Genomic DNA, 26,722 nt, shown 5'->3' with positions numbered 1-26,722 from the left:
TGGAGCCGGGAATGAATTCGGGCGGCCCGGCCTAGGCGGCCGGGCCGGCAAACTGCAGCCGCAGCCGCACGGCATACTGCTCGGGGCCCGCGTCGATGCGAAGGTCGTGCCGGCCGCCGTAGAGCAGTTCCAGGCGCTTGCGCACGTTGCTGAGGCCCACGCCGCCCACGCTAGTCGGCTCCGGCCGCCCATTGGCCGGCACGCTGTTGCGGATGGAAAACTCCAGCGCCTGGTTCTGCACCACGGCCCGCACGTGCACGAAGCTGCCGCCCTTCACGCGGCCCACGCCGTGCTTGAAGGCGTTTTCGACGAATGAAATCAGCAGCAGCGGCGCAATGTGGTAGTCCTCGTGGTTGTCATGCCGCTCGAACTGAATGTCGGCCTGGCCGCCGTAGCGCGATTTTTCCAGCTGCAGGTAGCTGTTGATGTAGTCCAGCTCGCGGCTCAGCTCTACCTGGCTGGTGTTGGATTCGTAGAGGCCGTAGCGCATCAGGTCGGAGAGCTGCAGCACCTGCTCGGCCACCCGCTCGTTGGTGTCTTCTACCTGCACGTAGATGCTGTTGAGGGTATTGAACAGAAAGTGCGGGTTGATCTGCGACTTGAGAAAGTTCAGCTCCAGCATCAGGTTGCTGTTTTCCAGCGCTATCCGGTCCCGCTCCAGGCGCAGATTTTTGGTCTGGTAGACCGTTATATCGCGCACAAACTTGATGAGCAGCAGAATGGTGACGATGAACAGGCTGAAGCCGTAGTTCCAGAGCGCGGCGCGCAGGGAGGTGAAGCACCCCAGCGGCCCGGCCGGGGCCAGAATGTGATGCCAGATGCGCTCCACGTACGCCAGCCGGCTTATGCCGAAGCCGTTGCTGAGCGGCTGCAGCGACCTGAACAGCAGGTAGTTATTCAGATATACCGCGTAGAAGACCACCACAATGTGCCCAACCAGCCAGTGCGCCCGCATCCGGTGCAGGTAGCGCGGAAACAAGAAGTACCCGAGCCAGTAGTACGTGAGGATGGTTTGCAGAAAAATGACGGCCGTAGCCGGCACCACCACCCGCGCGTTGTCTTTGAGCAGCTGGCTGATAAAGTAATACTCCAGCAGCAGCGGCAGCAGCCACCACAGCGCATGCTGCCGCAGGCGCTGCCAGCTGAGCGGTGGCAACGCCAGCCGCGGTACCGAAAGCCAGCTTGCCCGGCTCACATCATGTTCTGTTTCATGGCCTCCATCACCCGCTCGCGGTACGTGACGCCAATGGGCACGCGCTTGCCGTCGGCGGTGGTAATCAGGTTGCCATCAATTTCCTTAATAGCCCCCAGCCGCACGAGGTAGGAGCGATTTACGCGCATGAACTGGTCGGCCGGCAGCATGGCTTCAAGCTTGGTCATGGTCATGTGGGTGGTGATGGTGCGGCTGGTCAGGTAGATGTTCAGGTAGTCCTTCAGGCTTTCCACAAACACGATTTCCTGGGGCACCAGCCGAATCAGCTTCTTGTCCTCCTTCACCAGAAAAAAGCCCGCCTTGCCCGGCCCGGCCTCGGCGGTCTCCAGCGCCTCAGCAGGAGCCGGAACCGGAGCGACGGGCTCGGGCGGCGCAACGGCAGCGGCGGCGGCGGGCGGCCCGGCCAGGGCAGCCAAGCGGCGCGGGGCCACCCGGTTGATGGCCCGCATGAAGCGCTCGAACGAGGCGGGCTTGAGCAGGTAGTCGGCTACTTCGTGCTCGTAGCCCTGCACCGCATACTGCGGATAGGCCGTTATCATCACCACGGCGGGCATCCGCACGTCGGGGGTTTGGGCGGCCAGCACCCGCAGAAACTCGAACCCGGTCATCTCGGGCATTTCCACGTCCAAGAACAGCACGTCGGGCTGGAGCGTTTCCAGCGCAAACAGCGCATCTATGGCATTGGTGGCCTGGCCAATCAGCTCCAGGTAGGGAATTCGGCCAATGTATTTGGTAATAAGCTCACGGGCAGCGGGTTCGTCGTCGATTACGTAGCAGCGGAGAGGTTGACTCATAGCAGGGCAGCGGCAGGGCGGCCGGCGCAAACACCGGGTTCAAACAGCGTAAGTATACACGCATTTGCCGGTAAAATCCTGCTATCGGGCGAAATATGTTGGCCGGCGCGCCGCCACGGGCCTATTTCGAATCGTCGGGGGCCGTGGAGCCTCCGTTTCTCCAACCGCTTCAGCCTTTCCACCGATGAATGCTTTCTCCCTCAAAGCGCGCAAGCTGCGCGAGATTCACGGCTACCCCCAGGAATACGTGGCCTTCCAGATGGGCATCAGCCAGGCGGCCTACAGCAAGAAGGAGTCGGGCCGCACCCAGCTTTCGGTAGACTGCCTGACCAAGCTGGCCGCCCTCTACCAGATGAGCCTGCTAGACCTGATCAGCCTGAGCGCGCAGGAGCTGATGCTGCGCTGTATTCGGAGCGACGGGAGCCTGGCGGCCTGAGCCGCCCCCCAACGCCAGCGGCCGCCCCGCCGGGCCGCGCAAGCGGCCGGGCAGGACGGCCTTCCGTCCAAGAGAATCGACCCTCCCGGGACGGAATGCGGCGGGCTACTTGCTCAGGTTCAGCGAGATGCCGGCAAATACGGTGCGGTAGGTCTGGGGCTGCACCGGGTAGCGCAGCTTGCCATCGGGCGAGTAGCGATAGCCGTACACGTTGCGGGTGCCCAGGGCGTTGTCGAGGGAGGTGTAGACCACCACGTAGCTGCGCTTGACGAACACAACCTTGCTCAAAGACAAACTCAGGTTGCTGTAGGCCCGCAGCTGGTCGCCCAGGAATTCGGGGGCCTCGTAGGCGTAGTAGGTGCGGCCGCTGGCAAAGCGGTAGGTGCCGCTGGCCGACACGCCCAGCTTGGGCACAAAGTGCTTATAGACTACGCTCAGGTTGTGCTTGGAAGCGTAGGTAGGCGTGGCCAGGGCCACGAAGTTGCCGGCCAGGCGCTTGGTGTCGAGCAGCGAGTAGGACACCCAGAAGTCGCCGTGCTTGATGCTTTTCTGGTCGCGGAAGAACAGGTCGAGGCCGCGGGCGTAGCCGTGGCCGCTGTTGTCGGTGGCGGCCGTTACGAGGCGGTAGGGGTCGGGATCAAAGCCGATCAGGCCTTTCTCGCGCACCAGCTGCGCGTACTGCTTGTAGTAGGTTTCGGCCCGGAAGGTGCGGTCGTTGTGCATGAACTGGTAGTTGAGCATGAAGTGCCCGGCCTTCTCGAAGTTCAGCTGCTGATTGCGGTAGATGTAGCTTTTGTCGGGAGTCTGGTAGAACTGGCCGGCGGCCACCGACACCTGGCCGTGCGCCCCCACCTGGTAGGCCACCGAAACGCGGGGGGCGGCATTGGCCCGGCCCAGCACCGTGGCCTGCTCGGCCCGCACGCCTACCCGCGCCGCCACCCGCAGGCCCAGATGAAACTCGCCCTCGGCGAAGGCCGCTCGATACGAGTCCTGCAGCGTGTACTTGGCCGAAATCAATTCGTTGGTAAGCTGAATCTGATGTACCTCGGCCCCGGCCAGCAGCGTGTGGTTGCCGCGCAGAAAGCGCGTCAGCACGGTGCGGTACTGCAGGCGGCGGTCGTAGCGGTCCAAGGACTTATTGGCGGCCACGTTGATGTAGTCGTAATTGTGGCTGTAGGAAAAGCCCGCCTTCAGCTCCCACTTGCCCTCGCCGAACTGATGCTGGTAGGAATTGGTGGTGAAGTAGTTGCGGTTGCGCAGGCGCAGCGGGTAGATTTCCTCAGGCCGCTCGTAGGTAGGCAGATTGATGGTAGAGTTGCTGTGGCTGGTGGTGGCGTAGAGCTTCAGGCTGCCGTGGGTCGAGAGCTTTTCCTTCACCGTGAGCGAGGCATCGAGCCCTTCCGGGGCCTTGGCCCAGCTGCGCGTCTGGTTCAGCAGCGTAAAGTAGGGCTGCATGTTGGTATACGACACGCGCCCCGTGATGCTGCCGCGGTGGGTGTAGCCCAGCGCGAGGTTGGCGGGGTTGGCATCGAAGGTGAGCTTGTTGGCGTCGTTTTCCTTGTCCTGGGTGTCGAGCAGCAGCACCGACGACAGGGCCTGCCCGTACTGGGCCGAGTAGCCGCCGGTGCTGAAGGCCGTACCCTTGAACATGGACGGCTCGAAGCGCCCGCGCTGGGCCACGTCGGGGATGCTGCTATAGAAGGGGTTCTGCACGATCATGCCGTCGATGAGCGTGTTGGTTTCGCTGGCCGCGCCGCCGCGCACAAACAGGCCTTCCTGCTCGCCCACGCGGGCAGTACCGGGCAGGTTCTGCAGCACGCTGGTGATGTCGGCCCCGCCGCCGGCGGTGGTCACGATGTCCAGGGGCTTGAGGGCCGTCATGCGCTTTTCGTCGCCGGCCTCAAACAGGCCCGCCGAGATGGTCACGCCGCCCAGCACGTTGGCGGCTTCGGGCAGGGCCATGCGCAGCAGCGTGGTATCGGCGCCCAGGCGCAGCACGCGCTCCTGGCTGGCATAGCCCACTGATGATACCACCAGCGTGTGCGCCCCGGTGAGCTTGGTGCGCAGCACGAAGCGACCTACGCTGTCGGTGGAGGTGCCTTCAAAATTGCCTTTCAGATACACGTTGGCGCCCGGAATGGCCTGGCCGTTTTTGTCGGTGATGAGGCCGCGGAGCGGGGTTTGGGCGTGGGCCAGGGTGGCGCTGAGCAGGGCCGCCGAGAGGAACAAAGCTTTCATAATGAGGGGGTTTAGGAGGGTCGATAGGTCGAAACTATCGGCCCGAACCGCCCCCAACCAGCCATTTCGGGCGAACCGGCCTGCCGCCGGTACAGACCCCGCAAAAACGTGTATGAACCTGGTGGCCCCCGCACGCCTCCGCCCACCATTTCGGGCGGCTTTTCGCGGGCCCGACCCCGGCCAAACCCCATTTTTTACCGGCTTGGCGGCGCTTTATAGCCAAAGCGCATAAGGTATAACCAGGCGTTATTGAACCCCGGCCCAGGGTAGCCCACCTTTGAATCATCAAACCGGCCCAGACCACCGCGGCACTCGCTCAGCGAGCTTTTTGCCCCGGCCCCGGGCCCCCGACCACTGCATATTGTGAGCCATGGCACAATAGAGGGACGTCGCCGAAAATCCCATCTAACAGAGTAGGCACATTCATTTCTTAATCCTTTCCCGATGAAGATTACCAAACTCTCCGCCAACACGATGGACAGCCGCAGCATTGTGGCCGCCGGCTGCTGCTGCAACTGCAATACCTGCACGTGCTGCTGGTTCCTGCTCGACACAGTAGCTGCCGAGTAACGACCAAAAATCAGCAGGCGGCCCCGGTCGCCTGCTGATTTGGTTTCGGCGGTCCGTTGGCGGGCCTTTGGTTTCATCGGGCTGGAAACACCCCGCGCACTTAACTCCCCTTCATCATGCTCCATCACTTCGACATCTACGAAGACCGTAAGAATGGCATGTTCCAGGTCCGCACCAAGACGGACGTGTACGCCATCGAATTTCAGGACGAGGACAAAGCCGCCTTGTTCGTGCAGCTGGCCGACCTGCTGGCCAAAGACCCCGAGCTGGCCCTCTCGGCGCTGGTGCGGAAGCTGGAGCGCACCTACCCCAAGGAGAAAATCCTGGACGTGCTGCAGGAGCTGGATGCCAACAACTTCCTCTCCTTCGAGAATGCCCGCGAGCTGGCCAAGACCATGGGCACCAAGAAGGACAACCCCTACGGCCCCACCACCACCGACGCGCAAAAGCCGGCCACCATCACCTTCGTGGGCGAGAAAAGCCTGGGGCGGCTGTTTGCCAAGAAAGCCGAACAGTATGGCTTTCCGCAGGTAAACCAGTTCTCGGCCCTGGGCGAGGCCGACGACGCGCAGATTCAGAAGCTGCTGGCCGACAGCGACTTTCTGGTGGTAGACGGCCACAACTGGAACCCGCTGTTCCTGGAGCGCTTCAACGAGCTGGCCGTGGCGGCCAACAAGCCCTGGCTCTACCTGGGCGGCATCGAAGGGCCGAATCTGAAGGTGGGACCCATCTTCTGGGGCGAGGAGTGCGGCTGCTACCACTGCCTGAAGCTGCGCCTGAAAAGCCACGACACCTTCCTGAACTACTCCGAGGAATACGAAAGCCACCTGAAGGCCAACCACCAGACCGCCAAGCCCGACCGCCTGCCCGGCTACGACATCCTGGTGGATATGCTGGCGGGTTACGCGGTGCTGGAAACCAGCAAGTTTCTGCACTGCTGGAGCGTGCCCGAAACCTGGAAATCCTACATCAGCGTGGATGCCTTCACCTACGGCGTTACCAAGCACCACTTGCTGAAAGTGCCCTTCTGCGAAGTCTGCCAGCCCGAGCTGGCCTACGCGCCGGCACCCTGGCTCGAACCCGTCACCCTAGCCCGCTAAGAAGCCATGAACGTCATCGAAACCAGCGTCAATAAAGCGCTGCACAGTATCTCGGCCGAGGTTGGCCTGCTCTCGCGCATCTCCAAGATGCCCATTATGAACCAGGACCCCAACCTGATGAGCTACGGCATCTGGCCGGGCAGCACCAAGGTGATGGGGGGCGAGGAGTTCGGGGGCCGCAGCAGCGGCTGCGGGGCCACCTGGCAGGAAGCCTTCATGGGCACCATCGGCGAAACGGTGGAACGCTACGCCTGCGCTTTCTACAACCTGCGCGAGGCCGTGCAGGCCCCCTACCGCACGCTGGGCAAGGCCGCCGTGGCCCCGAGCGAATACGCCCTCTACCACCCCAAGCAGTACGAGTTTCTGAAGGGCAAAACCCCCATCGAGCCCTTCACCGACGACACAAACCTGTACTGGTTTCCGATGACGGACCTGGCCACCGGCGAGGAGAAGTGGGCTCCGGGCGGCATGATCTACCTGCCCTGGTCGCACGAGCGGCCCTGGATCAATGCCAACACCTCCACGGGCCTGGCCGCGCACACCAATCCGCACAAGGCCATGCTCACGGGCCTCTACGAGGTGATTGAGCGCGACAGCTTCGTGATTACCTGGGCCCAGAAAATAGTGCCGCCGAAGATTCGCATCTCGGCCGAGTTGCAGGCCCACATCGATGCCAGCTTCCCGACCAGCTACGAGTGGCACTTCTTCGACATCCGCTACGACCTGGACGTGCCCAGCGTGTTCGGCATCTGCTTCGGCGAGGCGGAGTTCGGCAAGTTCGTGGCCGTGGGCACCTCTACCCGCGCCACCTACGGGCAGGCCGTGCAGAAGGTCATCAAGGAAATCGGGCAGGGCGTGACCTACTTCCGCTACCTGCTGAACGAGAAGAAGGACTGGGAGCCGACCGACAACTACAACCAGCTGATGAGCTTCGAGGACCACTCGATTTTCTACGTGAAGCGCCCCGACATGTGGTTCGTGTTCGACGAGTACCGCCAGGCCCTGGAAACCAAGGACATCGACCTGCACGAGAAGCCCGTGCGCTCCGACGTGGACGAGGTGCGCCACCTGGTGCAGACGCTCAAAAAGGCCGGCTGCGACGTGCTGTTCAAGGATATTTCAACCCCCGACGTGCGCCAGCTGGGCTTCTACAGCATCAAGGTGCTGGTGCCCCAGCTCATTGCCCTGGCCGGCGGCTACCCACTCTACTACCACGGCGGCAAGCGCCTGTATGAGGTGCCCGCCAAGATGGGCTACACCGCCCACGGCTACGACCACCTGAACAAGTATCCGCACCCCTTCCCTTGAGCGCCGGCCCCGCCGCTCGCCTGCCCCAGCCCTGACCCCTCACGCATTCAAACCCGGACCTTCTTATGAAACGCATTTCTACGGCTCAGCAAAGCCTTGACACCATCGAGCGGGGGATGTACGGTGCCAAGAACATCAAAGACTCCCTGGCCCTGCTCTACCACCAGAACACCAAGCTCACCAAGTTCGACCAGATCAAGCTCTCGCACAGCATCCGCGGGTTTTTCAGCCCCTACGTGACGCAGCGGGCCACCCAGCCCTACAAGGTGTATCCGGCCAGCAAGTCCATTTCGCTGGCCGACTACCGCGACGTGCCGGCCCCGGCCGTCGACTTCATCGACCTGGTGAAGGGCCGCCAGAGCGTGCGCAACTACGAGCCCGGCTACCAACTCTCGCTCTACGAGCTGTATGTGCTGCTGAACTACTCCTACGGCATCAGCCGCCAGGAAAAGGGCGAGGGCGGGCAGATGTCGTTCCGCTACATTCCCTCGCCGGGCGGCCTGTATCCGCTCGAAATCTACGTGGTGCTGTTCGACAGCCACGTAACGCCCGGCCTCTACCACTTCCGCCCCGATACGCTGGCCCTGGAGTGCCTCAAGGAAGGCGACTTCCGCGCCGAGCTCAAGCAGCTCATTCAGGCCGAGCCCTACATCAACATCAACACCGCCTCGGGCCTGGTGCTCACCACCGGCATCTTCGAGCGGGTGATGATCAAGTACGGCGAGCGGGGCTACCGCTTCATGCTGCACGAGTCGGGCTTCGTGGCCCAGATGATGACGCTGCTCAACGAGGCCCTGGGCCTGGGCTCGTGCATGGTGGGCGGCTACGACGACCAGAAGGTGAACCGCTTCCTGGGCCTGAACGGCGTGTTTGAAACGGTGCAGAACGTGATGATTCTCGGCAAAAAACCCTTAGCCCCCGCCTGCCATGCTAACCACTGAGCTAACCGACGTTCGCTACAGCGTAGCCGACCGCGAGATTCTGAAAGGCATATCCCTGCGCATCGCCGACGGGGAATCGGTGGCCCTGCTGGGGGCCAATGGGTCGGGCAAGTCGTCGTTGCTGGCCGTGCTGCTCGGCGACGTGCTGCCCACCGCCGGCACGGCCACCTTCAACGGTCAGCCCTTCGCCCGGATGCGCAAGCACATCGGGGTGGTGTATGACCAGGTGCCCACCTACGGCCTGCTGAAGGTGCGCGAAGTGCTCGACTACTTCTCCGCTATCTATGGCCTGCGCTACGCCGAGCACAAGGAGCTGCTGCATGTGCTGAGCCTGGACGGCCTGCTGCCCAAGTTCATGCAGGTGCTCTCGGGCGGCGAGCGGCGGCGGGTGGGCCTGTTTCTGGCCCTGATGCACCGGCCCGACCTGCTGGTGCTGGACGAGGCCACCGCCGACCTGGACCCGGCCACCCGCGAGCTGCTCTGGACCCGCGTGCTGCGCCGCTACGCCCGCTCCATCCTGTTTGTAACCCACGACTGGGAAGAGGCCAGCGCCCACGCCGATCAGGTGGTGTTTCTGCACGAGGGCCAGCTGCTGCTGCCGCCCGAGTCGCCGGGCAGCCTGCTCTCGCAGCGCTACATCGGGGCCGATAAGAAGATCATCATGAGCAAGCGCGAGTGCGACCCGGCCCTGCTCACGGATGAGGTATACGTGGAAAACGAGGAGTCTTACCACGTGTTCGTGCCCGATGTGAAGGCCTTCTTCGCCAAGGTGAACGGGCGCATGCCCAACTTCTCCTTCGCGCCCAAGCGCCTGCAGGACGTGTACCAGTATCTCATTCACGCTTAACGCTTTCCGCTCATGATCCGGACCCTGCGCTTATCTATTTACTACCAGCTGCTGATGTCGTTGCGCATGAAGCAGGCGCTGTTTTTCACGCTGGTATTCCCCATCTTCCTGTTCGTGCTCTTCGGCAACCTGTGGGGCCAGGGCAACCCCGAGTACGTGCCCTTCGTGCTGACCGGCATCCTGGGCATGAGCGTGGCCACGGAGGGCATCTTCGCCATCGGGCCGGCCCTGAAGGACTACTACTCGTCGGGGGTACTGCGCTACTTTAAAAAGCTGCCCTTCAACATTCTGGTGCACTTCTTCGGCCTCATTGCCAGCCAGCTGCTCATGCTGCTGATGGCCACGGCCCTGCTGCTGCTCACGGCGGCGCTGCTCTTCGGCCTGAGCCTCACGCCGCTGTTTCTGGCGCGGGTGGTGCTGGGGCTGGCGGCCGGCATCGTGGTCTTCGGCTTCATCGGCCTGTCGGTGGCTTTTCTGAACGTGAAGAAAAGCGCCGGCCCCGCCCAGAAGGGTGGCCTGGGCAATCTGGTGTACTACCTGCTGGTGTTTATGAGCGACGCCTTCTACCCCATCGGTGAGATGAACCCGGTGCTGGCGCACATCACCCGCTGGTCGCCCATGAACCCGGTGCTGAACCTCATGCGCGGCGAGCCCGTGGCCTGGGCCCCGCTGGTGGTCTGGACGGTGCTGGGCATCGGCCTGTTCGTGTATCAGTTCCGCCGCTTCACCTCTACCCGCTAAGCGCTATGGAACTGGAACTGCTGCTGCTGCCGCTCACGATGGTTGTGCTGCTGTGCATTCACGAGTCGGGCCACCTGGGCGCGGCCAAGCTGCTGGGTTTGCGCGTGACGCACGTCGGGTTTCTGGCCAAGCCCATTCCGCACCCCTACGTGGCCATTCGCTGGTCGCCGGTGCGCTGGAAAGTGCTGGTGTTCTTCTTCGCCGGCGTGGGGCTCACGCTGCTGCAGTTTGGGCTGCTGCTGCTCACCACGCACTTTTTCCACCAGCCCTTCATCTACTTCGGCTTCTGCGTGCAGCTGGTACTCGAAACCAACCCCTTCTACTCCGACTTCACGCTGGCCAAGCAGTTTGTGGGCGGCAAGGGCCGCACCAGCCACGAGTACAGCCTGCAGTGGTACGCCCACGTGCTGCTCTGGCTGCTGCTGATCATCGGCCTGTTTGGCCGCCAATACCTCTACGGCTACCTCTTCTGAGCCGCTCCGCGCCCCTAAGCCTTCCTGAGACTATGAAATTCATGCTGACCAAGATTCCGGCCATGACGGGCCTGTGCCTGGTGCTGCTGGGCGGCAGTGCGCCGGGCGGCAAGCTGCCCTCCTTGCGCCCACCGCTGGAAGTGCGCCCGCTCAATGTGCAGGCCGAAAGCGACAAAGCCCTGGCCGAGGCGCTGCGGAGCCAGAGCCCGGCGGCGTTCGGACGGCTGCGCCAGCGCATCCGCCACGCGCCCTCGCCCTACACCCGCTACTGGCTGAGCTACCTGGCGCTCTACGAGTCGATCTATTACCTGCGGCAGGCCGACCGCGGCCGGGCCGAACAGGCCATCCGGCAGGGGCTGGCCCTGTTTCAGGAGCACCCGCCCCAGCGTTCCGAAGACTTCGCGCTGCTGGCTTATATGCAGGGGTTCGCCATCCAGTTTCGCTCGGGTATGGCCGCCGCTGCCGCCTCGGCCAAAGTGCGCGACAATGCCACGCAGGCCCTGCAGCTGGATGCCCGCAACCTGCGCGCCTACTACGTGCTGGGCAGCACCGACTTCTACACGCCGGCCCGCTACGGCGGCGGCAAAAAAGCCGAGGCCTTCCTGCTTAAAGCCCTGACAATGCCCGACCAGACCACTAAAGCCGCCCAAACGCCCGCCTGGGGCCGCGAGCAGGCTTACGAGCTGCTGGTGAAGCTCTATCAGCGCGAAAGCCGCCCGGTGCTGGCCCGCCGCTACTACGCCGAGGCCCGGCGGCTGTTTCCGGGCAGCCAGACGCTGCCCGAGCTGGGCCGCAGCCTAGCCCGGCCCGTGGCCGCCAACCCCTGACGGACTATAACCAGCCGACTATAACCGCCGGGCATAAATTATAACCGCTGGTCATTGCCCGGCCGGCCCCTTCCGCTCACATTTGCTCACCGACTCGCTCACTCTTTTTCTCTCACTTCTCACTCTTTTTCCCCTCACTTTTTCCCATGAAACGCATTACCCTTTCCCTCGCCCTGCTGCTTTCGGTCACCTTCGCCGGTCTGGCCCAGCAAACTACCACCCAGGCCAGCCTGGAAAACACGGTGACCAAGTTCACCACGGCCCGCTCGCTGCCCGAAGTGCAGCAGACCGCCAACGACTTCGAGCGCCTCAGCCTCAGCGACAAAACCGCCTGGCTGCCCTCCTACTACGCCTCGCTGGTGAACACGCTGATGGCCTTCGCCGAGAAGGACGTGACCAAGAAAGATGCGCTGCTGGACAAGGCCGATATCTTCTACCAGCAGGCCGCCAAGCTGCAGCCCAAAAACGAGGAGATTGAGGTGCTGCACGCCAACATCGCCAACGCCCGCATCACGGTGGACCCCGAGAAGCGCTGGAACAAGTACGGCGAAATCGTGTCGTCGAGCCTGAAGAAGGCCGAGAAGCTGAACCCCAAAAACCCGCGCGTAACGCTGCTCAAGGCCCAGAACATCTTCTACACGCCCAAAGAGTACGGCGGCGGCACGGAAAAAGCCCTGCCAGTACTGCAGGAGTCGCTGGCCCAGTTCAGCAGCTTCAAGCCCGCCTCATCGGTACACCCCCGCTGGGGCGAAGACCAGGCCAAGCAGATGCTGGTAGCCTGCCAGAAGTCGGCCACCACTAAGTAGCGGGCCAAGCGGGCCGCCGGGGCTGCCACTCGCGCAGCGCCGGCGGCCCGTCGGCTGCCGGCGGGCTTTCGCCCTCGTCTTCTCTCCCATCGCGCCCTCGCCTCGCCTCATGAACAACATCACCCGCCACTTATTTGCGCACTCCCTGCGGGGGCTGCTGGGCTCGCTGGCCGTGTGCGTGCTGATGGCCTACGGCATCAGCGGCATCATCTACTTCACCACCGAGTTCATCTACATTACCGAAGACAGCTTTCTGTATACCGTTGGCATCATCAGCGGCAACATACTGGATGCCCTGGTGGCGCTGGTGGTGTGCCAGGTGGTGATGCGCTACCGGCAGGGCCGCCTGCCGCAGCGCTGGCAGCAATACATGGTGGTGGTGCTGGCCACGCTGGCGCTGGCCACGCTGATGGAGTGGGTGCTCTGGCTGGCACTCAGCCGCCTGAGCGGCGGCGGCTCGCTGCCGTTCAGCCCCGAGTCGGCGCTGCCGTTCAAGGTGTCGCCGGTGGCGGTGGCGGCGCTGTACTACTTTCTGTGGGAGCGGTACAAGCAGCTGGGCCAGACCATCAGCGACCAGGCCTACCAGCTGCTGCAGCTGGAAAAGCTGCGCACCAAGGCCGAGCTGGACGCGCTGCAGGCCCGCGTGAATCCGCACTTTCTTTTCAATGCCCTCAACAGCATTGCCGGCCTGGTGACGCTGGATCCGGCCCGTGCCGAGGAAATGACGCTGCTGCTGGCCAAGCTGTTTCGCTACACTACCAGCGTGGCCAACTCGCCGCTGAACTCGGTGCACGACGAGCTGGACATCGTGCGCACCTATCTCGACATTGAGCAGGTGCGCTTTCAGGAGCGGCTCACGTACTCGGTGCAGGTTTCGCCGGGGCTGGACCGGCTCCTGATTCCGCGCTTTCTGCTCCAGCCGCTGGTCGAGAATGCCGTCAAGCACGGCATTTCGCGGCTGGCCGACAAGGGCCACATTCACGTCAGCATTGCCCGGCAGGGGCCCGAAATTCTGCTGGCCGTGCACGACAATGGCCCCACTTTCCCCGACGATTTTCTGCCCGGCTACGGCTTGCAGAGCATTCAGGACAAGCTCCGCCTGCTCTACGGCCCGCAGGCCGCCCTCACCATTCATTCTCACCCGCGCAAACAGGTGCAGATTGCCATTGCGGCGCACCTGCTCACCCCATCCGACTCCAGCTATGGAAGCACTACTGATCGACGACGAGCCCCTGGCCCTGCGGCGGCTGGCATCCCTGCTTAGCCAGTATCCGGCCGATGTGCGGGTGGTGGGGCAGGCCGCCAATGGCCAGGAAGGCCTGGCGATGGTGCGCGCCCTGCGCCCCGACGTAATTTTTCTGGACATCGAAATGCCCCTGCTCAACGGCTTCGAGCTGCTGGCCCAGCTGGAAGAAATGCCCAGCGTGGTGTTCACCACGGCCTACGACCACTACGCCGTGCAGGCCTTCGAGCAGCGCTCCATCGACTACCTGCTCAAGCCCATCGAGTCGGCTAGGCTGGCCAAAACCATTGCCCGCCTGCGCCGCACCCGGCAGGAACAAGCCGCGGGCCTGAACCTGGACGACCTAGGCCAGTTTCTGCAGCACCTGAAACCCGCCGAAACCCTGCGCAGCCTCTCCGTGAAGTCCGGCGACAAGATTCTGCTGCTCTCGCTGAGCGACATCAGCTACTTCGAGTCGCAGGAGCGCTACGTGTTTGTGCGCACCGTGCAGGGCCAGCAGCACCTGACCAACTACACCATTGCGGCGCTGGAAGAAAAGCTCCCCGCGCAGTTCGTGCGCATCAGCCGCTCCTGCATCGTCAACACATTGCACATCAACAACCTGCAGCGCTATTTTGGGGGCAAGTTTCTGGTCACCCTCACCGACCGCGCCGCCTCCTGCCTGGAAACCGGCACCGCCTACGGCACCAACCTCAAGCGCCTGATGGAGCTGTAGTGCGTCCTGGTTCGTGAACAAAAGCCCTTTGCTTCATTCGTCTGGCTCCCCCTCTCCTTTTCGGAGAGGGGGCCGGGGGGTGAGGCGAATCGTTGCGCAGCTAAACCGCAATGCTCGTGGCCGACTGCTTAATTCAATGCCGCTTGAACGGGCAAGCGCCCCTCGAAACACGTTTCGAGGGGCGCTTGCCCGTTCAGGAAAGTGCCGTTGATTATTCCGCCACTTCCGCCTTTTCCTTCACCGCCAGCTGCCCGCAGGCAGCGTCGATGTCTTTGCCGCGCGAGCGGCGCAGGTTGGTCTGCACGCCGCGGTCGGCCAGATACTTCAGAAAGGCCATCAGCTTCACTTCGCCGGTGTTTTTGTAGTCGGCGTTTTCGATGGGGTTGTACTCAATCAGGTTCACCTTGCAGGGTATCCACTTCGAAATCTGGAACAGCTCCTCGGCATCCTGCAGCGTGTCGTTGAAGCTCTCGAACACGATGTACTCGTAGGTGACTTTGCGGCCCGTCACCTGGTGGTAGTGCTTCAGCGCATCTTTCAAAGAAGCCAGCGAGTTGGCCTCGTTGATGGGCATGATTTCATTGCGCTTCGTGTCGTTGGGCGCGTGCAGCGAGAGGGCCAGGTTGGCCTTCACGCCGTCGTCAGCCAGCTTCTTGATCATCTTGGCAATGCCGGCGGTGCTGACCGTGATGCGGCGCGGGGCCATGTTCAGGCCCTCGGGCGAGGTGATGCGCTCAATGCTTTTCACTACGTTGGCGTAGTTTAGCAGCGGCTCGCCCATGCCCATATACACGATGTTGGTCAGCGGCGTGCCGTACTCACTTTCGCACTGCTCCTTGATGCGCACCACCTGGTCGTAAATCTCGGCCGCGTCCAGATTGCGCTTGCGCTCCATGTAGCCGGTGGCGCAGAACTTACACGTGAGCGAGCAGCCCACCTGCGACGAGATGCAGGCCGTCATGCGCGTGTCGTGCGGAATGAGCACGCCTTCCACCACGTTGCCATCGTGCAGCCGAAACGCCGACTTGATGGTGCCGTCGTTCGAGAGCTGCTGGTTCTGCACCGTCACGCCGTTGATAACGAAGTGCTGCGCCAGCAGCTCGCGGGTGGCCAATGAGATGTTGTTCATCTCCTCGAACGAGGAGGCCGTATTTTTCCAGAGCCATTCCAGCACCTGCTTGGCGCGGAAGGGCTTTTCGCCGTGCTCCACCATAAAGGCCTTGAGCTCGTCGGGGGTGAGTTTGCGAATGTCGCGCTTGGAAAGTACGGTCAGAGGAATCATAGGGCAAAGATACAACGCCCGAGGCAGTTGGGTTCCGAAAAGATGGAGTGGCCGCCCGCCCGGCCGCTTTACGGGGCCAGCTTAATGAAGCGCGTCGCGCCGGTTTTGCCGCTCTGGTCGCGCCAGCGGAGCAGATACCAGCCGGGGCGCAGGTCGTCGGTGGCCACGCTGCGAATGTTCAGGCCGGCGGCCAGCTCTACCACTTCGCGGCGGTAGAAGCGGCCCAGCGCATCGTGCAAATACACGGCCAGCGCCCCGGCGGCGGGGCTCACGAACTGCAGGCGCAGCAGCCCGTCCTGAATCGGGTTAGGGAAAACCACGAGGCGGCCGGTGACATCGGCCTCGTCGGTCACGGACAGCGGGGCGGCGGCATCCAGGGTGCCATCGGGGCGACGCAGGCGCAGGCGGTAGTAGCTCAGGCCCGGCAGCGGCTGCGCATCCACGAAGCGGTAGGCGTTGGTGCCGGCCCCGGCGGGCAGCGTGGCCAGCACCTGCCAGGCTGTGGTATCCGCGGCCCGCTCCACTATGAATTCGCGCACGAAGCATTCGTCGCGGGTGGTCCAGGCCACTTCGTTGCCGGTATTCACGCGCCCGACGGCCAGCGTGGTGAGGGGTGCGGGCAGCATGGCGGCGGGGCCGCACACGGGGGCCGCGAAGCTGCGCGTGCGCAGCACGCGGCGCGCCCCGGCTACATCGTCGGGACTCAGCGTTTGCTTCACCTGCCTGGGGGCCACGCCGAAGTGCATCACAGCCGCGGGCAGAATAACGTGGCTGAGCTGCTGCGCGTGGCCCAGCTCGTGCACCAGCACCGACTCAAAGTCGAACTGCCCCGGCCCCGGCGTGCCCGGGCCGTAGAAAAAGCTCACGCCGTCGTCGAACTGTATATCCACTTCCTTCACGTAGAAATACACCTCCCGGCGCGGCCCCACGCAGCCCAGGTAGTAGCTAGTGGTGCGGCCCAGCACCCCGGCGGGCAGCTCAGAGCCGCTGTCGAAGCCCACGGAGTTTTCACCATCCTTGGCAGCTCCGCGGCCGGTGCGGTTGGAGCCCATTGTCCAGTTGATGCCGGTCTGGCAGCGCCAGGTTTGCAGCAGGCCGCGGCGCAGAATCTGGGCGGCCCCGGCGTTGGCCGCGAAGCCGGCTTCCATCTGAAACGTGAGCCCGCCCCGGCCATCCTGGTTGCTATGGCGCGAGGGCACCACCACTTTGCTTTCGCTGTCCTGCACGTTGGCCAGCGCGTAGGCAATGATGATGCGCTGGGCGCTGGTAGCCTGTAGCTGGTCGGTGGTGGTCACGCGCACGTCGCCGGTGCCGGCGGGGTTGCCGGCCGTGCCATACGAGGGTACCCGCACCCGAATCTGGCCATCGGTCCAGCTCACGTAGTCGGCGGGCTGGGGCCGGATGAAGGTCTGGCCGCCGTCGTCGGCGTTGCGAAACTCCACGAAGCCCTGCCCCCGCGCCGCCCCGAAGCCGCTGCCCGTGATGGTGAGCACCTCGCCGGCCCCGGCCGCCAGTCGCAGCGGCGCCAGCAGCCCAATCACCGGAGCCTGCCCTTTAGCTGCCGCGCCCACTGCGCTACGCCGCTGCGCCGCTGCCAGCGCCTCGTTCGGAGCCAGCACCCGGCGCGTTTGCCCGGTCTGGGCGCTCAGGCCGGCATAAAATGCGTTGTCAATGGCTGGGTAGACTTGGAAAGGCTCGGCGGCGGCCAGCGTGGCCAGGTCGTAGCGGATGAAGCCCTGCTGGCTGCCGTAGGCGGCCCAGGCCGGCCCGACGGCGGCGGCTGCGGGCCAGGGGGCGTTATAAAGGAAGAAAACGCCCTGGTCGCCGATGCTCAGCCGTAGCGTGTTGGTTAGCTCCTGCCGGGCCTCGCCCACGGTGCCGCCCTCCGTGAGCACAGTCAGCTCGGCGGCGGGCTGCCCTTTGAAAGCACTGAACACCCGCACCCGGTGGGCCGTGAAAATGCGCTGGTGGCGGGCATCCCAAAAGCCGTCGGCGCTGAGCACTTCGCCCTCTACTACCAGCGCGGCCTGCTGGCTGCGGCGGGCGGCATCAAGCGGCAGCAGCAGGCAATGGGTGGCGGCAGCGGACTGCTGAGCCCGCGCCGGCCGGCTAGCCCCGCAAAGCAGAAACCCGGTTAGCAAAGCGGGCAACAGCCCTCGAACAATAGTAGGAAATATCATAGCGCGGAGTTCTGCGGCAGTTTTTAGGCTAGGTAGAGACGCACAGCGTCTCCTCGGCCGCGCCGTTAGGGCGTTTTCGTTCAACGACGAGACGCAAGTATGCGTCTCTACACCGTTCGAGAGCCTGACTGGGCCTGATTTAAAACAGCTTCAAGATAGAAATTTCAGCCGCGCTTCCGGCCACTGACTTTGCCAACCGGAACAACCCGCCAGCTCCACCTTTAAAATAAGCTACCCTGCACCGGCTGCGGAATGATGCGCGGCGGCGGCACCGTCAGCCCGGTCAGGGCGTGGAGCTTCTCCAGAAAATACTGCGTCCAGATTGGCGAATGCATGATATCCTTCTGATGAATGAACACATACGCCGTCTGCAACCCGGCCGCCAGCCACTCGGCTAGGCGCGCGGCCCAGGCGTCGGCGCGGGCGTAGTCGGAGCCCACGAGGCCGTGGCCGTTGAAGCGGATGAAGGCCGTGGGTGTGGTCAGGCGCTGGTGCAGCACGTCGCGGCGGCCGGCCACGTCGGTCAGCACCAGGGTTTTGCCCAGGGCTTCCAGCATCGCAAACACGGCGTCGCGCTGGCCGGCATCCGCAAACCAGGCCGGGTGGCGCAGCTCCACGGCCAGCGGCACGTAGGCCGGAAAATCGAGCAGATAGCGCTCCAGCCGCGGCAGGTGCTCGGGGCCGAAGGTAGGCGGCAGCTGCAAAAACACCGGGCCCAGCTTGTCGCCCAGCTCGCTGATGGCCCGGCAGAAGGTGGTGGTCAGCTCGTCAGCGTTGTACAGCTCCCGCTCGTGGCTGATGCTCTGGGGCATTTTGGGGCAGAAGCGGAAGCCGGCCGGCACCGCATCGCGCCACTTGCGCACGGTGGGTGCGTCGGGAATGCGGTAGTGGGTCGTGTTCAGCTCAATGCTGTTGAACTGCCGGGCGTAGTGGTGCAGGTAGTCCGCGTCCTTGATGCCGGCCGGAAAGTAGGAGCCCAGCCACGCTTTGTTGGTCCAGATGGGGCAGCCCACATAGACGGCCGGCGGCGCGGCCGGTGCCGGAGTACGGGCCAGCAGCGCGGCCGTGTCGGGGTGGTCCGGGGGCAGGCGAAAATCAACGTAGCGCAGGTCGGAAAGGCGGCCAAAATCCATGGGGCTAAAGGTAACCACGGATTACCGCGGATTTTTCGGATTCCCCGGATTTTGTGGGCGTGGGGTAGCGAGGAAAATCCCCCTTCCATTCCTGGCTGGGCTATAGCCAAATCCCGGGACTTTTGCAACCGGGCTTCGGACATAGCCCGCCGGCCAATGCCAAAATTTTTTATCCGGCTTATAGTCTAATTTTTTTGGCGGTCCGGATTTCGTCCACATATAATACAAAAACCGCCTTTACCAAACACAATCGGCCATTTAGGAAAATTTATTTCGATAAAATAAATGCAAGTTTTCTTGAAAAAGGTCAATATATTACCCTTGTCTTTGAGCGGGAACCTTGACTTTCGGTCGGCTCTTACCCAGGGGCTTCTAGATTTGTCCTGTTCACCATCGAGTAATCCGGATGAAATTCTTACCGCTACGCCTCTCCGCTTTCACCCTGCTGCTGACGCTTACGTTTGCCTCGCTCACGGCTCCGGCCACGGCCGGCGACGACGGCAAAAACACCACTACCGCTGCGCGCGCCACCGTGCTGCGCGGCCGGGCCTCGTGGTATGGCAAAGAGCACCAGGGAATGCGCACGAGCAACGGCGAGCGGTTCGACCGGTTCAAATACACCTGCGCCCACAAAACCCTGCCCTTCGGCACCAAGCTGCGCGTGACGAACCCCAGCAACGGCAAATCGGTGGTGGTGCGCGTGTCGGACCGCGGCCCATTCCGCCACCAGCGCATTCTGGATCTGTCGGAAGTAGCGGCCCGGCCGCTGGATATCGTGCGGCGCGGGGCCGTGTCGGTGGTAGCGGAAGTAGTGCCCGCCACCACGCCGCTGGGCCCCACCGACGCCCCGCATAACCTGGCCGCCTTGGCCACCGACTCGGCCGCCACCACGCTGGCCATGACCACGCTCACCGACATCGTGGCCGGCGCTACCGAAGCCGCCGATGTGGTGGTAGTGCCCGCCCCGGCCCCCAGCTTTGTGGTGCAGGCCGGCACCTTCGGCGACGCGCTCAACGCCCAGACTATTCAAACCAAGATTCAGAGCCTAGATAAAAGCCTGACCGTGACCGTGGCCCAAAGTGAGCTGAACGGCAAGCCGCTCAACCGCGTCATCGTCGGGCAGTACGCCGACAAGGCCGAAGCTGAGCTGGTGCGCCGCCGCCTGATGCAGTGGGGCATTGCCGGCCTGGTACGCCAGGCCGAAAACCTGTAGTAAACCGCTACGCTGCGCCGGCTTGCCGGATTTTTTCTCAAAAGGGCCGCCCACCAGCGGCCCTTTTTCGTGGCTGGCCGCGGGCGGCGGTTTGGGCGGCCGGGAAACTTCCGCCATCTTACCGGCTCGACTAATTCGGGCTTATGCAGTGGAAGTGGATTAAGGCAATGCTGGCCGCGGTGCTCAGCGTGGTGCTCACTTGGGTGCTGAACACAAAACAGGGCGATGTGCCGCCGTTCGGCAAGTTTCTCAGCCCCTTCCGCGGGTTCTGGCAAAATGCGGCGGCCAACGACTTCCCCAGCGCCCAAACTCTGGCGCTGCCCGGCCTGCAGCAGCCCGTGCAGGTGCGCTACGACGACCGCCACATCCCGCACATCTTCGCCCAAAACGACCACGACCTGTACTACGCCCAGGGCTACCTCACGGCCCAGGACCGGCTCTGGCAGATGGATTTCGTGGCCCACGTGGCCGGCGGGCGGCTGGCCGAAATCGTGGGGCCGGCGCGGCTCGAAACCGACCGGTTTTTTCGCCGCATGGGCATGGTGTACGGGGCCCAAAAGTCGCTGAAGGCGGCCATGGCCGACCCGCTCACGCGCACCGTGCTGACGGCCTACGCCGACGGCATCAATGCCTACATCGGCACGCTCACACCCGCCACGCTGCCCTTCGAGTACAAGCTGCTCGACTACGCGCCCGAGCCCTGGGAGCCGCTCAAAAGCGCCCTGATTCTGAAGTACATGGCCTTCGATCTGAGTGGCCGCTCCGACGATCTGCGCATGAGCAACGCGCTGGGCAAGTACGGCCCGGCGGTGATAAAAGACCTGTTTCCGGACTATCCGCAGCGCGAAGACCCGATAGTGCCCACCGGCACGCCGCTGGATTTTCGGCCCCTGCCGGTGCCCGCCGCGCCGCCCACGTTTCAGGCGGCTATGTCGGATAAGGTGCCGCAACGGGAGCCGGCCGCGGACCTGGGCTCCAACAACTTTGCGGTGAGCGGGGCAAAGTCGGCCTCGGGGTATCCGCTGCTGGCCAACGACCCGCATCTGCAGCTGAATCTGCCCAGCATCTGGTATCAGGTGCAGCTGGCCGCGCCCGGCGTGAACGTGTATGGGGTGGGCATTCCGGGCGTGCCGTTTGCCATTATCGGCTTCAATGAGCACGTGGCCTGGGGCGTGACCAACGTGGCCGCCGACGTAATGGACTGGTATCAGCTCAAATTCCGGGATGCCACCCGGCGCGAGTACTGGCACGACGGCCGCTGGAAGCCCGTGCGCCGCGTGGTGGAGCGCATACTGGTACGCGGCCAGCCCGACCGCCTCGATACGGTGCTCTACACGCACCACGGCCCCGTGGTGTACGACCACGACGAGAAGCCCTTCCTGCCCCAAACACCCATCCGCCACGCCATGCGCTGGACGGCCCACGACGCGGCCAACGAGTTCCGGACTTTCTATGGCCTGAACCGCGCCCGCAACTACGCCGACTACACCGCCGCGCTGGCCACCTACGGCGCGCCGGCCCAGAACTTCATCTTCGCCGACCAGCAGCAGAACATCGCCATCTGGCCCAACGGGCGGTTTCCGCTGAAGTGGAAAGACCAGGGCAAGTTCATCTTGGACGGCACCGACCCGGCCTACGACTGGCAGGGCTGGATTCCGGCCGCCCAGAATCCGCATGTAAAGAACCCGGCCCGCGGCTTCGTCAGCTCGGCCAATCAGTCCTCGACGGGGCCGGACTACCCGTATTATCTGAACTGGAACTTTGCCAGCTGGGAGCGGGGCCACCGCATCAATGCGCGGCTGGCCCGCATGACCCGCGCCACGCCCGACAGCCTGCGCCGGCTACAAAACGACAACTTTGGGGTGAATGCCCAGCTGATGCTGCCCCGCATGCTGGCCCTGGTGTCGCCCGCCCGCCTGACGGCCACGCAGCGCCAGGCTTACGCGGAGCTGAGCCGCTGGAACTACTTCTACGAAGCCGACGCCCTCGGGCCCGGCATTTTTGAGCTGTGGTACAACACGCTGGTGAAGCGCCTCTGGGACGATGATTTCGGCCCCGCCGCGCAGGCCGGCGAAATGCGCTACCCCACCCGCGACCGGACCAACACGCTGCTGCTGACCGAGCCCCGCTCCCGCTGGATCGACGACCGCCGCACGCCGGCCCCCGAAACCCTGGAAACCCTGGCGCTGCAGTCGCTGCAGTTTGCCGCCGATTCGTTGCAGCGCAAATTCGGGCCGCTGGGGCCGGAGTGGCGCTGGGCCCACCAGAAAAGCACCGACATTCTGCACATGGCCCAGCTGCCCGGCTTCGGCCGTATGGACCTGGACGTGGGCGGCGGCGCGGGCATCGTGAATGCCACCACGGAGCGCAACGGCCCCTCGTGGCGGATGGTGGTGGCGCTGGGGCCGCGGGTGCGGGCGTTTGGCGTGTTTCCGGGCGGCCAGAGCGGCAATCCCGGCTCGGCCTATTATGATGACATGATTGACACCTGGAGTGCGGGCAAGCTCGATGAGCTGGTCTTTCTGCGCACGCCGGACGAGGCCCACCCGCGCCTGCAGGCCAAGTGGACGCTGCAAGGCACCAAGTAACGCCGCTCGTACTCTTCTCTTTATTTCTGAATCAGCTTCCGGATGCGCCTTTTCCTTATTCTTCTAATTGCTGCCGCAGTAGCTCAGCTTTTTCTGCCCTGGTGGGTGGTGGCTCCTCTGTCTTTCGTGGCCGGCGCGGCGCTGGGGCGCACCGGCGGCCAGGCTTTCTTGGCGGGCTTCGCCGGTATCGGGATGGGGTGGCTGGGGCTGGCGGCGTGGCAGCAGCTGCACGGTGCCGCCCGGCTGAGCCACCGCGTAGCGCAACTGCTGCCGCTGGGTGGCGCGGGTTGGGCGCTGGTGGTGGTCACGGCGGTGGTGGGCGGGCTGGTGGGCGGCGTGGCCGCGCTAGCCGGCTGCTGGCTGCGGCAGGCGCTGGTGCCCGCGCCGGTAGAGGTTTCTGATACGGTGGCCAGTTGAACCAACCTTCTTTACAAGCACAAGAGCCCAACCGGCAGAAAATCCGCAGCGCGGCGGCAGGTTGTTCTCACTCTCTTTATGGAGCGGCCCAACGCGTAGGAACTCGCTGTGCTCGTTGCGGAACAGATTTCGGCACTACTTCCTGGAAGCTCCTTAATAATACTGCGCCAGAAAGGCGTAGGCCTGCAGCGTGTAGGTAGTAGCGGAGGTGAAATGGTTGCCGCCCGCAATCGGGCGCAACTCTACCTGGGTGGCACCGCGGGCCCGCATGGCGTTGTAGGCATCCTGCGAGTTGAAGAAGGGTACGTAGTCATCGGCGGTGCCGTGGAAGAGGGCTAGGGGTGCCTTAGGCTGCCAGTCGTGGATGTCGTTGGCGCGGAAGGCGCTCAGCAGGGGCTGGTCGGTTTTGCCCAGCACACCCTGGCGGAAAGCCGCTGCAAACAGCTCCGCCGACAGCTCGGGCACCGGCCCGAACGGATTGGCCTGCAGCTGCGTGGCCCAGGGCTGGTTGAAGTAGTAGGCAAAACCCCGGTTGATGCCATACACACGGTTGTAGGTATCGAGCACCCACACGTAGGTACTCAGGAAGCTCAGGGGCTTGTCGGCGCGAAGGATGTAGTCGGCGAAGACCGATTTGTGGTAGGCTCCGGCTCCTGGGGCGCTGGCCGTCACGGTAAATTCGGCGGCGGCTTTTTCTTCCAGCAGCTTGTGCAGAGCCAGCGTGGCAAAGCCGCCTTCGGAGTAGCCCAACAGGAAATTCTTCTGGTTGAGGGGCAGCTTTTCCTTTGCGGCAAACTCGCGGGTGGCCCGCAGCATATCCAGCGAGGCCGAGGCCAGCGAGGCGGCATGCTCGTAGGGGTGCGGCAGGGCTTTGGAAGCCCCGTAGCCGATATAATCGGGGGCCGACACGATGTAGCCCGTGGAAGCCAGCACCGACACCGCCGACCACACCTCACTGCTGGCGCTGTAATACGACGGGGCGCGGTCCTCGTCGTCGGGCCGGATGGTGCCGTGCTGGTAGCTCAACAGCGGAAGCGGCTGCGCGCCAGCCTCGGGCACCAGCAGCGCCCCGGAAGCCGTGATGGTATTGCCGTCGGTGTTGCGGGTGGTGTAGGTGAGCCGGTACACCCGAATCGGGTAGCGCACCAGCGCCCCGGCCAGCGGAATAGTGGCCACGCGCCCGGCCAGCACGCTGGCCGGATACTCGCCAATAAGCGTGCTGCTGACTAAGTGCGTTTCGGCGGCCGGGGTGGGCGCCGCTACCGTAGGCTGCGGCGCGGCCGTTTCTTTGGCGCAGCCCGTGCCCACAATAGTGCCTATACCGGCCCAGAGCAGGAAAGTGACGCGGGCCAGGGAGTTGGGTAAGTGAGAAAGCAGCACGTTGTATTTCAGAAAGATGAATGGTGTTTCTACTGCTTTTCACAACACCACCGCGCCCAAAAGATTCCGTCAGCTGAAGCGACTAGAGTAGCCCCGGAAGTTTAAAATAACGTCATTCTGAGCGTGTGGCGCAGCAAGCCAGCTACCGAGGAATCTCGCGTGCTGACGTTGCCAAGCTACCTGTCATCCTGAGCTTGCGAAGGACCTTATCACGCCAACGCGAGTCGCTGGCACGAAGTCGTGCTAATGTGATAAGGTCCTTCGCAAGCGTACGCCAGATGAAGGATGACAGTTTTTCTTACTCCTGCGACAACATCTACGTCCATCTCCTAAAAAAATAGTTGTATAACTAAAATATTAGTTATACCTTCCATTCATCAACCCTCACTCTATGGAAACTTTCTCCGAACTCACCAAAGCCGAAGAGCAGGTGATGCAGGTGCTCTGGCAGCGCGGCCCATCGTTCGTGAAGGACGTGCTGGCCGAGATGCCCGCGCCGCCGCCCGCCTACAACACCGTCTCAACCATCATCCGGATTCTGGAGCAGAAGGGCTTTGTGGGTCACGAGGCCTTTGGACGCACCCACCGCTACTTCCCGCTGGTAGCCCAGGATGCTTACCGGCGCTTTTCACTGCGCAAGCTGCTGGGCGGCTATTTCGGCGGTTCGTTCAGCCGGCTCGTGTCGTTTTTCGCCAAAGAAGAAGACCTGGATGCCGCCCAGCTCGAACAGCTCCTGCACTTGGCCCAAAAGGACCTCTCCACTCCCTCCCCCGATGCCGATGCAACCCCTGACCCTCCCCGCCCTGCTTAACTGGTGGTGGCAAAGCACGCTGCTGCTGGGCGCGGGCTGGCTGTTTTATCAGCTGGCGTTGCGCCCCGAGCCGGGCTTCCGCTACAACCGCCGCTTTCTGTGCCTCGCGCCCCTGCTGGCGCTGGTGGGGCCGCCGCTGCTGCCGCTGGCCACGCCCCTGCTGCAGAGCTGGCTGCCGACCGCCGCGCCCACCGCGCCGCTGCGCATGGCCAGCTTCTTGCTGCCGGCCGTGAGTGCCGGCGGTGCCCCGACCTCTGCATTCGACTGGCGGCTGGCGGCGCTGGCGCTCTATGGCGCGGGTGTGGCGCTGGGGCTGGCCGGGTTGGGCACCCGGCTGGGGCGGCTATGGCGCCTCACGCGCCGGCTGCCCCGCGAGGCGCGCCCCGGCTACGTGCTGGTGCGCACGGGCGGCCGCCTGCCCACCAGCTCCTTCGGGCGCTGGGTATTCTGGGACGAAACCGCGCCGCTGGCTCCCGCCGAGGCCGCGCTGGTCCTGGCCCACGAAGTAGCCCACGTGCGGCAGCGCCACTCCCTCGACCGGCTGCTGCTGGAGGTGCTGCGCAGCGTGCTGTGGCCCAACCCCTTCGTGCACCTCTACCCCCGCGCGCTGGAGCTGACTCACGAATACCTGGCCGATGCCGCCGTGCTGGGCCCTAAGCCCGCGCCGGAGGCCGCCACGCACTACGGGGCTTTGCTGGCCCGGCTCACGTTGCAGCGCCTGCAGCTGGCTTCTCCCCTGGCTCATTCTTTCACTTATTCCCAAACCCTTAACCGAATTGCCATGCTGAAACCCTCTCAATCGGTGCGCCGCTGGAAGCAGTGGTTGCCGCTGCCCGCCACTGCGCTGCTGCTGCTCACGCTGGCCGCCGCCAACGCCACGGCCCAGACCGCCCCGCCGCCCCCGCCGCTCCCGCCGCCGTCCCTGATGCCGCCGCCCCCACCCCCACCCAAGCTGGAGAAAGTGTACACGATGGTGGACCAGATGCCCGAGTATCCCGGCGGGCAGGATCAGCTGCTGAAGGATGTGGGAGCCAACACGAAATATCCGGCCGCGGCCAAGGCCGCCAACCTGGGCGGCAAGGTCTTTATCCAGTTTGTGATTGGGTCGGATGGGATAATGCGCGACATCACGCTGATGAAAGGCATCACGCCGCCCGCCGGGCAGGAAGCGGCGGCCCGGGAGCTGGATGCCGCCGCGCTGCAGGCCATCGGGGCACTACAGCCCCGCTGGACTCCCGGCCGCCACAAGGGCCGCCCGGTGGCGGTCAGCTACACTATTCCGCTCACGTTCGCGCCGGAGCCGGCTCCGGCGCGGTAGAGCCATTGCTTAGCCGGTTGGTTGGCCGGCTGGCAGTTTTGAGAAAGCCTGATTTCGCTGCTGGCGCGGTGGAATCAGGCTTTTTTCGGGATTGAAAATAGCTTAGCTGATTCTCTGGGCGAATAGCAAACTCGGTAGGGCCCGCTTT

24 protein-coding genes are annotated in these 26,722 nt (G+C 63.9%); 17 read left to right on the top strand and 7 right to left on the bottom strand.

All coding sequences use genetic code 11. The features are described from left to right. Nucleotides 1–31: 31 nt before the first annotated feature. Complete coding sequence (locus BUB62_RS13005) at nucleotides 32–1,195, bottom strand: sensor histidine kinase (protein WP_143164156.1); 1,164 nt, start codon at nucleotides 1,193–1,195, stop codon at nucleotides 32–34. Continuing rightward, nucleotides 1,192–2,007, bottom strand: coding sequence for a LytR/AlgR family response regulator transcription factor (locus tag BUB62_RS13000; protein ID WP_073110699.1), 816 nt, complete (start codon nucleotides 2,005–2,007; stop codon nucleotides 1,192–1,194). The genes BUB62_RS13005 and BUB62_RS13000 overlap by 4 nt, the downstream gene beginning before the upstream one ends. Nucleotides 2,008–2,191: 184 nt before the next feature. On the opposite strand from BUB62_RS13000, the gene BUB62_RS12995 reads away from it, so the two are divergent. Beyond that, nucleotides 2,192–2,443, top strand: coding sequence for a helix-turn-helix domain-containing protein (locus BUB62_RS12995; protein ID WP_073110697.1), 252 nt, complete (start codon nucleotides 2,192–2,194; stop codon nucleotides 2,441–2,443). A 105-nt stretch (nucleotides 2,444–2,548) separates the two neighbouring features. Here the strand turns inward: BUB62_RS12995 and BUB62_RS12990 are convergent, their stop codons facing one another. After that, the gene (locus BUB62_RS12990; protein WP_073110695.1) at nucleotides 2,549–4,681 is read right to left on the bottom strand and encodes a TonB-dependent receptor; all 2,133 of its coding nucleotides are present in this window, start codon (nucleotides 4,679–4,681) and stop codon (nucleotides 2,549–2,551) included. Nucleotides 4,682–5,125: 444 nt separating this feature from the next. Between BUB62_RS12990 and BUB62_RS19680 the strand changes: the two genes are divergently transcribed. The 11 genes from BUB62_RS19680 to BUB62_RS12940 all read left to right on the top strand — a co-directional run bounded on the left by BUB62_RS19680 (nucleotide 5,126) and on the right by BUB62_RS12940 (nucleotide 14,252). After that, nucleotides 5,126–5,251, top strand: a complete 126-nt coding sequence (locus tag BUB62_RS19680; protein WP_262490511.1) for a hypothetical protein — start codon at nucleotides 5,126–5,128, stop codon at nucleotides 5,249–5,251. A gap of 116 nt (nucleotides 5,252–5,367) precedes the next feature. Continuing rightward, a complete protein-coding gene (locus BUB62_RS12985) occupies nucleotides 5,368–6,351 on the top strand; it encodes a TOMM precursor leader peptide-binding protein (RefSeq protein WP_073110694.1) in 984 nt (327 codons plus the stop codon). Nucleotides 6,352–6,357: 6 nt separating this feature from the next. Continuing rightward, complete coding sequence (locus tag BUB62_RS12980; RefSeq protein ID WP_073110692.1) at nucleotides 6,358–7,659, top strand: YcaO-like family protein; 1,302 nt, start codon at nucleotides 6,358–6,360, stop codon at nucleotides 7,657–7,659. A gap of 65 nt (nucleotides 7,660–7,724) precedes the next feature. Next, nucleotides 7,725–8,600: a SagB/ThcOx family dehydrogenase gene (locus tag BUB62_RS12975; protein WP_073110690.1), complete on the top strand. Its 876-nt coding sequence runs from the start codon at nucleotides 7,725–7,727 to the stop codon at nucleotides 8,598–8,600. Further along, on the top strand, nucleotides 8,587–9,447 hold the full coding sequence (locus BUB62_RS12970; RefSeq protein WP_073110689.1) for an ABC transporter ATP-binding protein: 861 nt from the start codon (nucleotides 8,587–8,589) through the stop codon (nucleotides 9,445–9,447). The genes BUB62_RS12975 and BUB62_RS12970 overlap by 14 nt, the downstream gene beginning before the upstream one ends. A 12-nt stretch (nucleotides 9,448–9,459) precedes the next feature. After that, nucleotides 9,460–10,188 carry an ABC transporter permease gene (locus tag BUB62_RS12965; RefSeq protein WP_084539056.1) on the top strand — a complete coding sequence of 243 codons (729 nt, stop codon included), beginning with the start codon at nucleotides 9,460–9,462 and terminating at the stop codon, nucleotides 10,186–10,188. A 5-nt stretch (nucleotides 10,189–10,193) separates the two neighbouring features. Continuing rightward, nucleotides 10,194–10,661: a hypothetical protein gene (locus tag BUB62_RS12960; protein WP_073110687.1), complete on the top strand. Its 468-nt coding sequence runs from the start codon at nucleotides 10,194–10,196 to the stop codon at nucleotides 10,659–10,661. 32 nt (nucleotides 10,662–10,693) lie between these two features. Further along, nucleotides 10,694–11,488 carry a hypothetical protein gene (locus BUB62_RS12955; protein WP_073110685.1) on the top strand — a complete coding sequence of 265 codons (795 nt, stop codon included), beginning with the start codon at nucleotides 10,694–10,696 and terminating at the stop codon, nucleotides 11,486–11,488. Nucleotides 11,489–11,634: 146 nt separating this feature from the next. Continuing rightward, nucleotides 11,635–12,294 carry a hypothetical protein gene (locus tag BUB62_RS12950; protein ID WP_073110683.1) on the top strand — a complete coding sequence of 220 codons (660 nt, stop codon included), beginning with the start codon at nucleotides 11,635–11,637 and terminating at the stop codon, nucleotides 12,292–12,294. A 109-nt stretch (nucleotides 12,295–12,403) separates the two neighbouring features. Next, entirely contained in the window at nucleotides 12,404–13,558 is a 1,155-nt protein-coding gene (locus BUB62_RS12945) for a sensor histidine kinase (RefSeq protein WP_073110681.1), read from the top strand. Next, entirely contained in the window at nucleotides 13,497–14,252 is a 756-nt protein-coding gene (locus tag BUB62_RS12940; protein ID WP_073110680.1) for a LytR/AlgR family response regulator transcription factor, read from the top strand. Before BUB62_RS12945 ends, BUB62_RS12940 begins: the two co-directional genes overlap by 62 nt. Nucleotides 14,253–14,463: 211 nt before the next feature. Here BUB62_RS12940 and rlmN read toward each other — a convergent pair whose 3' ends face one another. The 3 genes from rlmN to BUB62_RS12925 all read right to left on the bottom strand — a co-directional run bounded on the left by rlmN (nucleotide 14,464) and on the right by BUB62_RS12925 (nucleotide 18,847). After that, a complete protein-coding gene (rlmN, locus tag BUB62_RS12935; protein WP_073110678.1) occupies nucleotides 14,464–15,534 on the bottom strand; it encodes a dual-specificity RNA methyltransferase RlmN in 1,071 nt (356 codons plus the stop codon). Between the two features lie 68 nt (nucleotides 15,535–15,602). Further along, nucleotides 15,603–17,684: a matrixin family metalloprotease gene (locus tag BUB62_RS12930; protein WP_159437466.1), complete on the bottom strand. Its 2,082-nt coding sequence runs from the start codon at nucleotides 17,682–17,684 to the stop codon at nucleotides 15,603–15,605. Between the two features lie 251 nt (nucleotides 17,685–17,935). After that, the gene (locus tag BUB62_RS12925; protein ID WP_073110675.1) at nucleotides 17,936–18,847 is read right to left on the bottom strand and encodes a DUF72 domain-containing protein; all 912 of its coding nucleotides are present in this window, start codon (nucleotides 18,845–18,847) and stop codon (nucleotides 17,936–17,938) included. A 406-nt stretch (nucleotides 18,848–19,253) separates the two neighbouring features. On the opposite strand from BUB62_RS12925, the gene BUB62_RS12920 reads away from it, so the two are divergent. From BUB62_RS12920 to BUB62_RS12910, 3 genes are all read left to right on the top strand, one after another. Next, entirely contained in the window at nucleotides 19,254–20,060 is an 807-nt protein-coding gene (locus tag BUB62_RS12920) for a septal ring lytic transglycosylase RlpA family protein (protein WP_073110674.1), read from the top strand. A gap of 143 nt (nucleotides 20,061–20,203) precedes the next feature. Next, nucleotides 20,204–22,648 (top strand): penicillin acylase family protein, encoded by a 2,445-nt coding sequence (locus tag BUB62_RS12915; protein ID WP_073110672.1) that lies wholly within the window; start codon nucleotides 20,204–20,206, stop codon nucleotides 22,646–22,648. A gap of 108 nt (nucleotides 22,649–22,756) precedes the next feature. Next, the gene (locus BUB62_RS12910; protein WP_143164155.1) at nucleotides 22,757–23,065 is read left to right on the top strand and encodes a hypothetical protein; all 309 of its coding nucleotides are present in this window, start codon (nucleotides 22,757–22,759) and stop codon (nucleotides 23,063–23,065) included. A gap of 153 nt (nucleotides 23,066–23,218) precedes the next feature. Here BUB62_RS12910 and BUB62_RS12905 read toward each other — a convergent pair whose 3' ends face one another. Continuing rightward, nucleotides 23,219–24,445 (bottom strand): alpha/beta hydrolase family protein, encoded by a 1,227-nt coding sequence (locus BUB62_RS12905; protein ID WP_234988691.1) that lies wholly within the window; start codon nucleotides 24,443–24,445, stop codon nucleotides 23,219–23,221. Nucleotides 24,446–24,836: 391 nt separating this feature from the next. On the opposite strand from BUB62_RS12905, the gene BUB62_RS12900 reads away from it, so the two are divergent. Continuing rightward, on the top strand, nucleotides 24,837–25,256 hold the full coding sequence (locus BUB62_RS12900; protein WP_073110669.1) for a BlaI/MecI/CopY family transcriptional regulator: 420 nt from the start codon (nucleotides 24,837–24,839) through the stop codon (nucleotides 25,254–25,256). Beyond that, nucleotides 25,225–26,574 carry a TonB family protein gene (locus tag BUB62_RS12895; RefSeq protein WP_073110667.1) on the top strand — a complete coding sequence of 450 codons (1,350 nt, stop codon included), beginning with the start codon at nucleotides 25,225–25,227 and terminating at the stop codon, nucleotides 26,572–26,574. The genes BUB62_RS12900 and BUB62_RS12895 overlap by 32 nt, the downstream gene beginning before the upstream one ends. The last annotated feature ends 148 nt before the right edge of the window (nucleotides 26,575–26,722 follow it).

Source organism: Hymenobacter daecheongensis DSM 21074, from assembly GCF_900141805.1.
GTDB classification, from domain to species: Bacteria; Bacteroidota; Bacteroidia; order Cytophagales; family Hymenobacteraceae; genus Hymenobacter; species Hymenobacter daecheongensis.
Note: the sequence above shows the minus strand (reverse complement) of the source record. Positions and strands in the feature narration are given on the sequence as shown.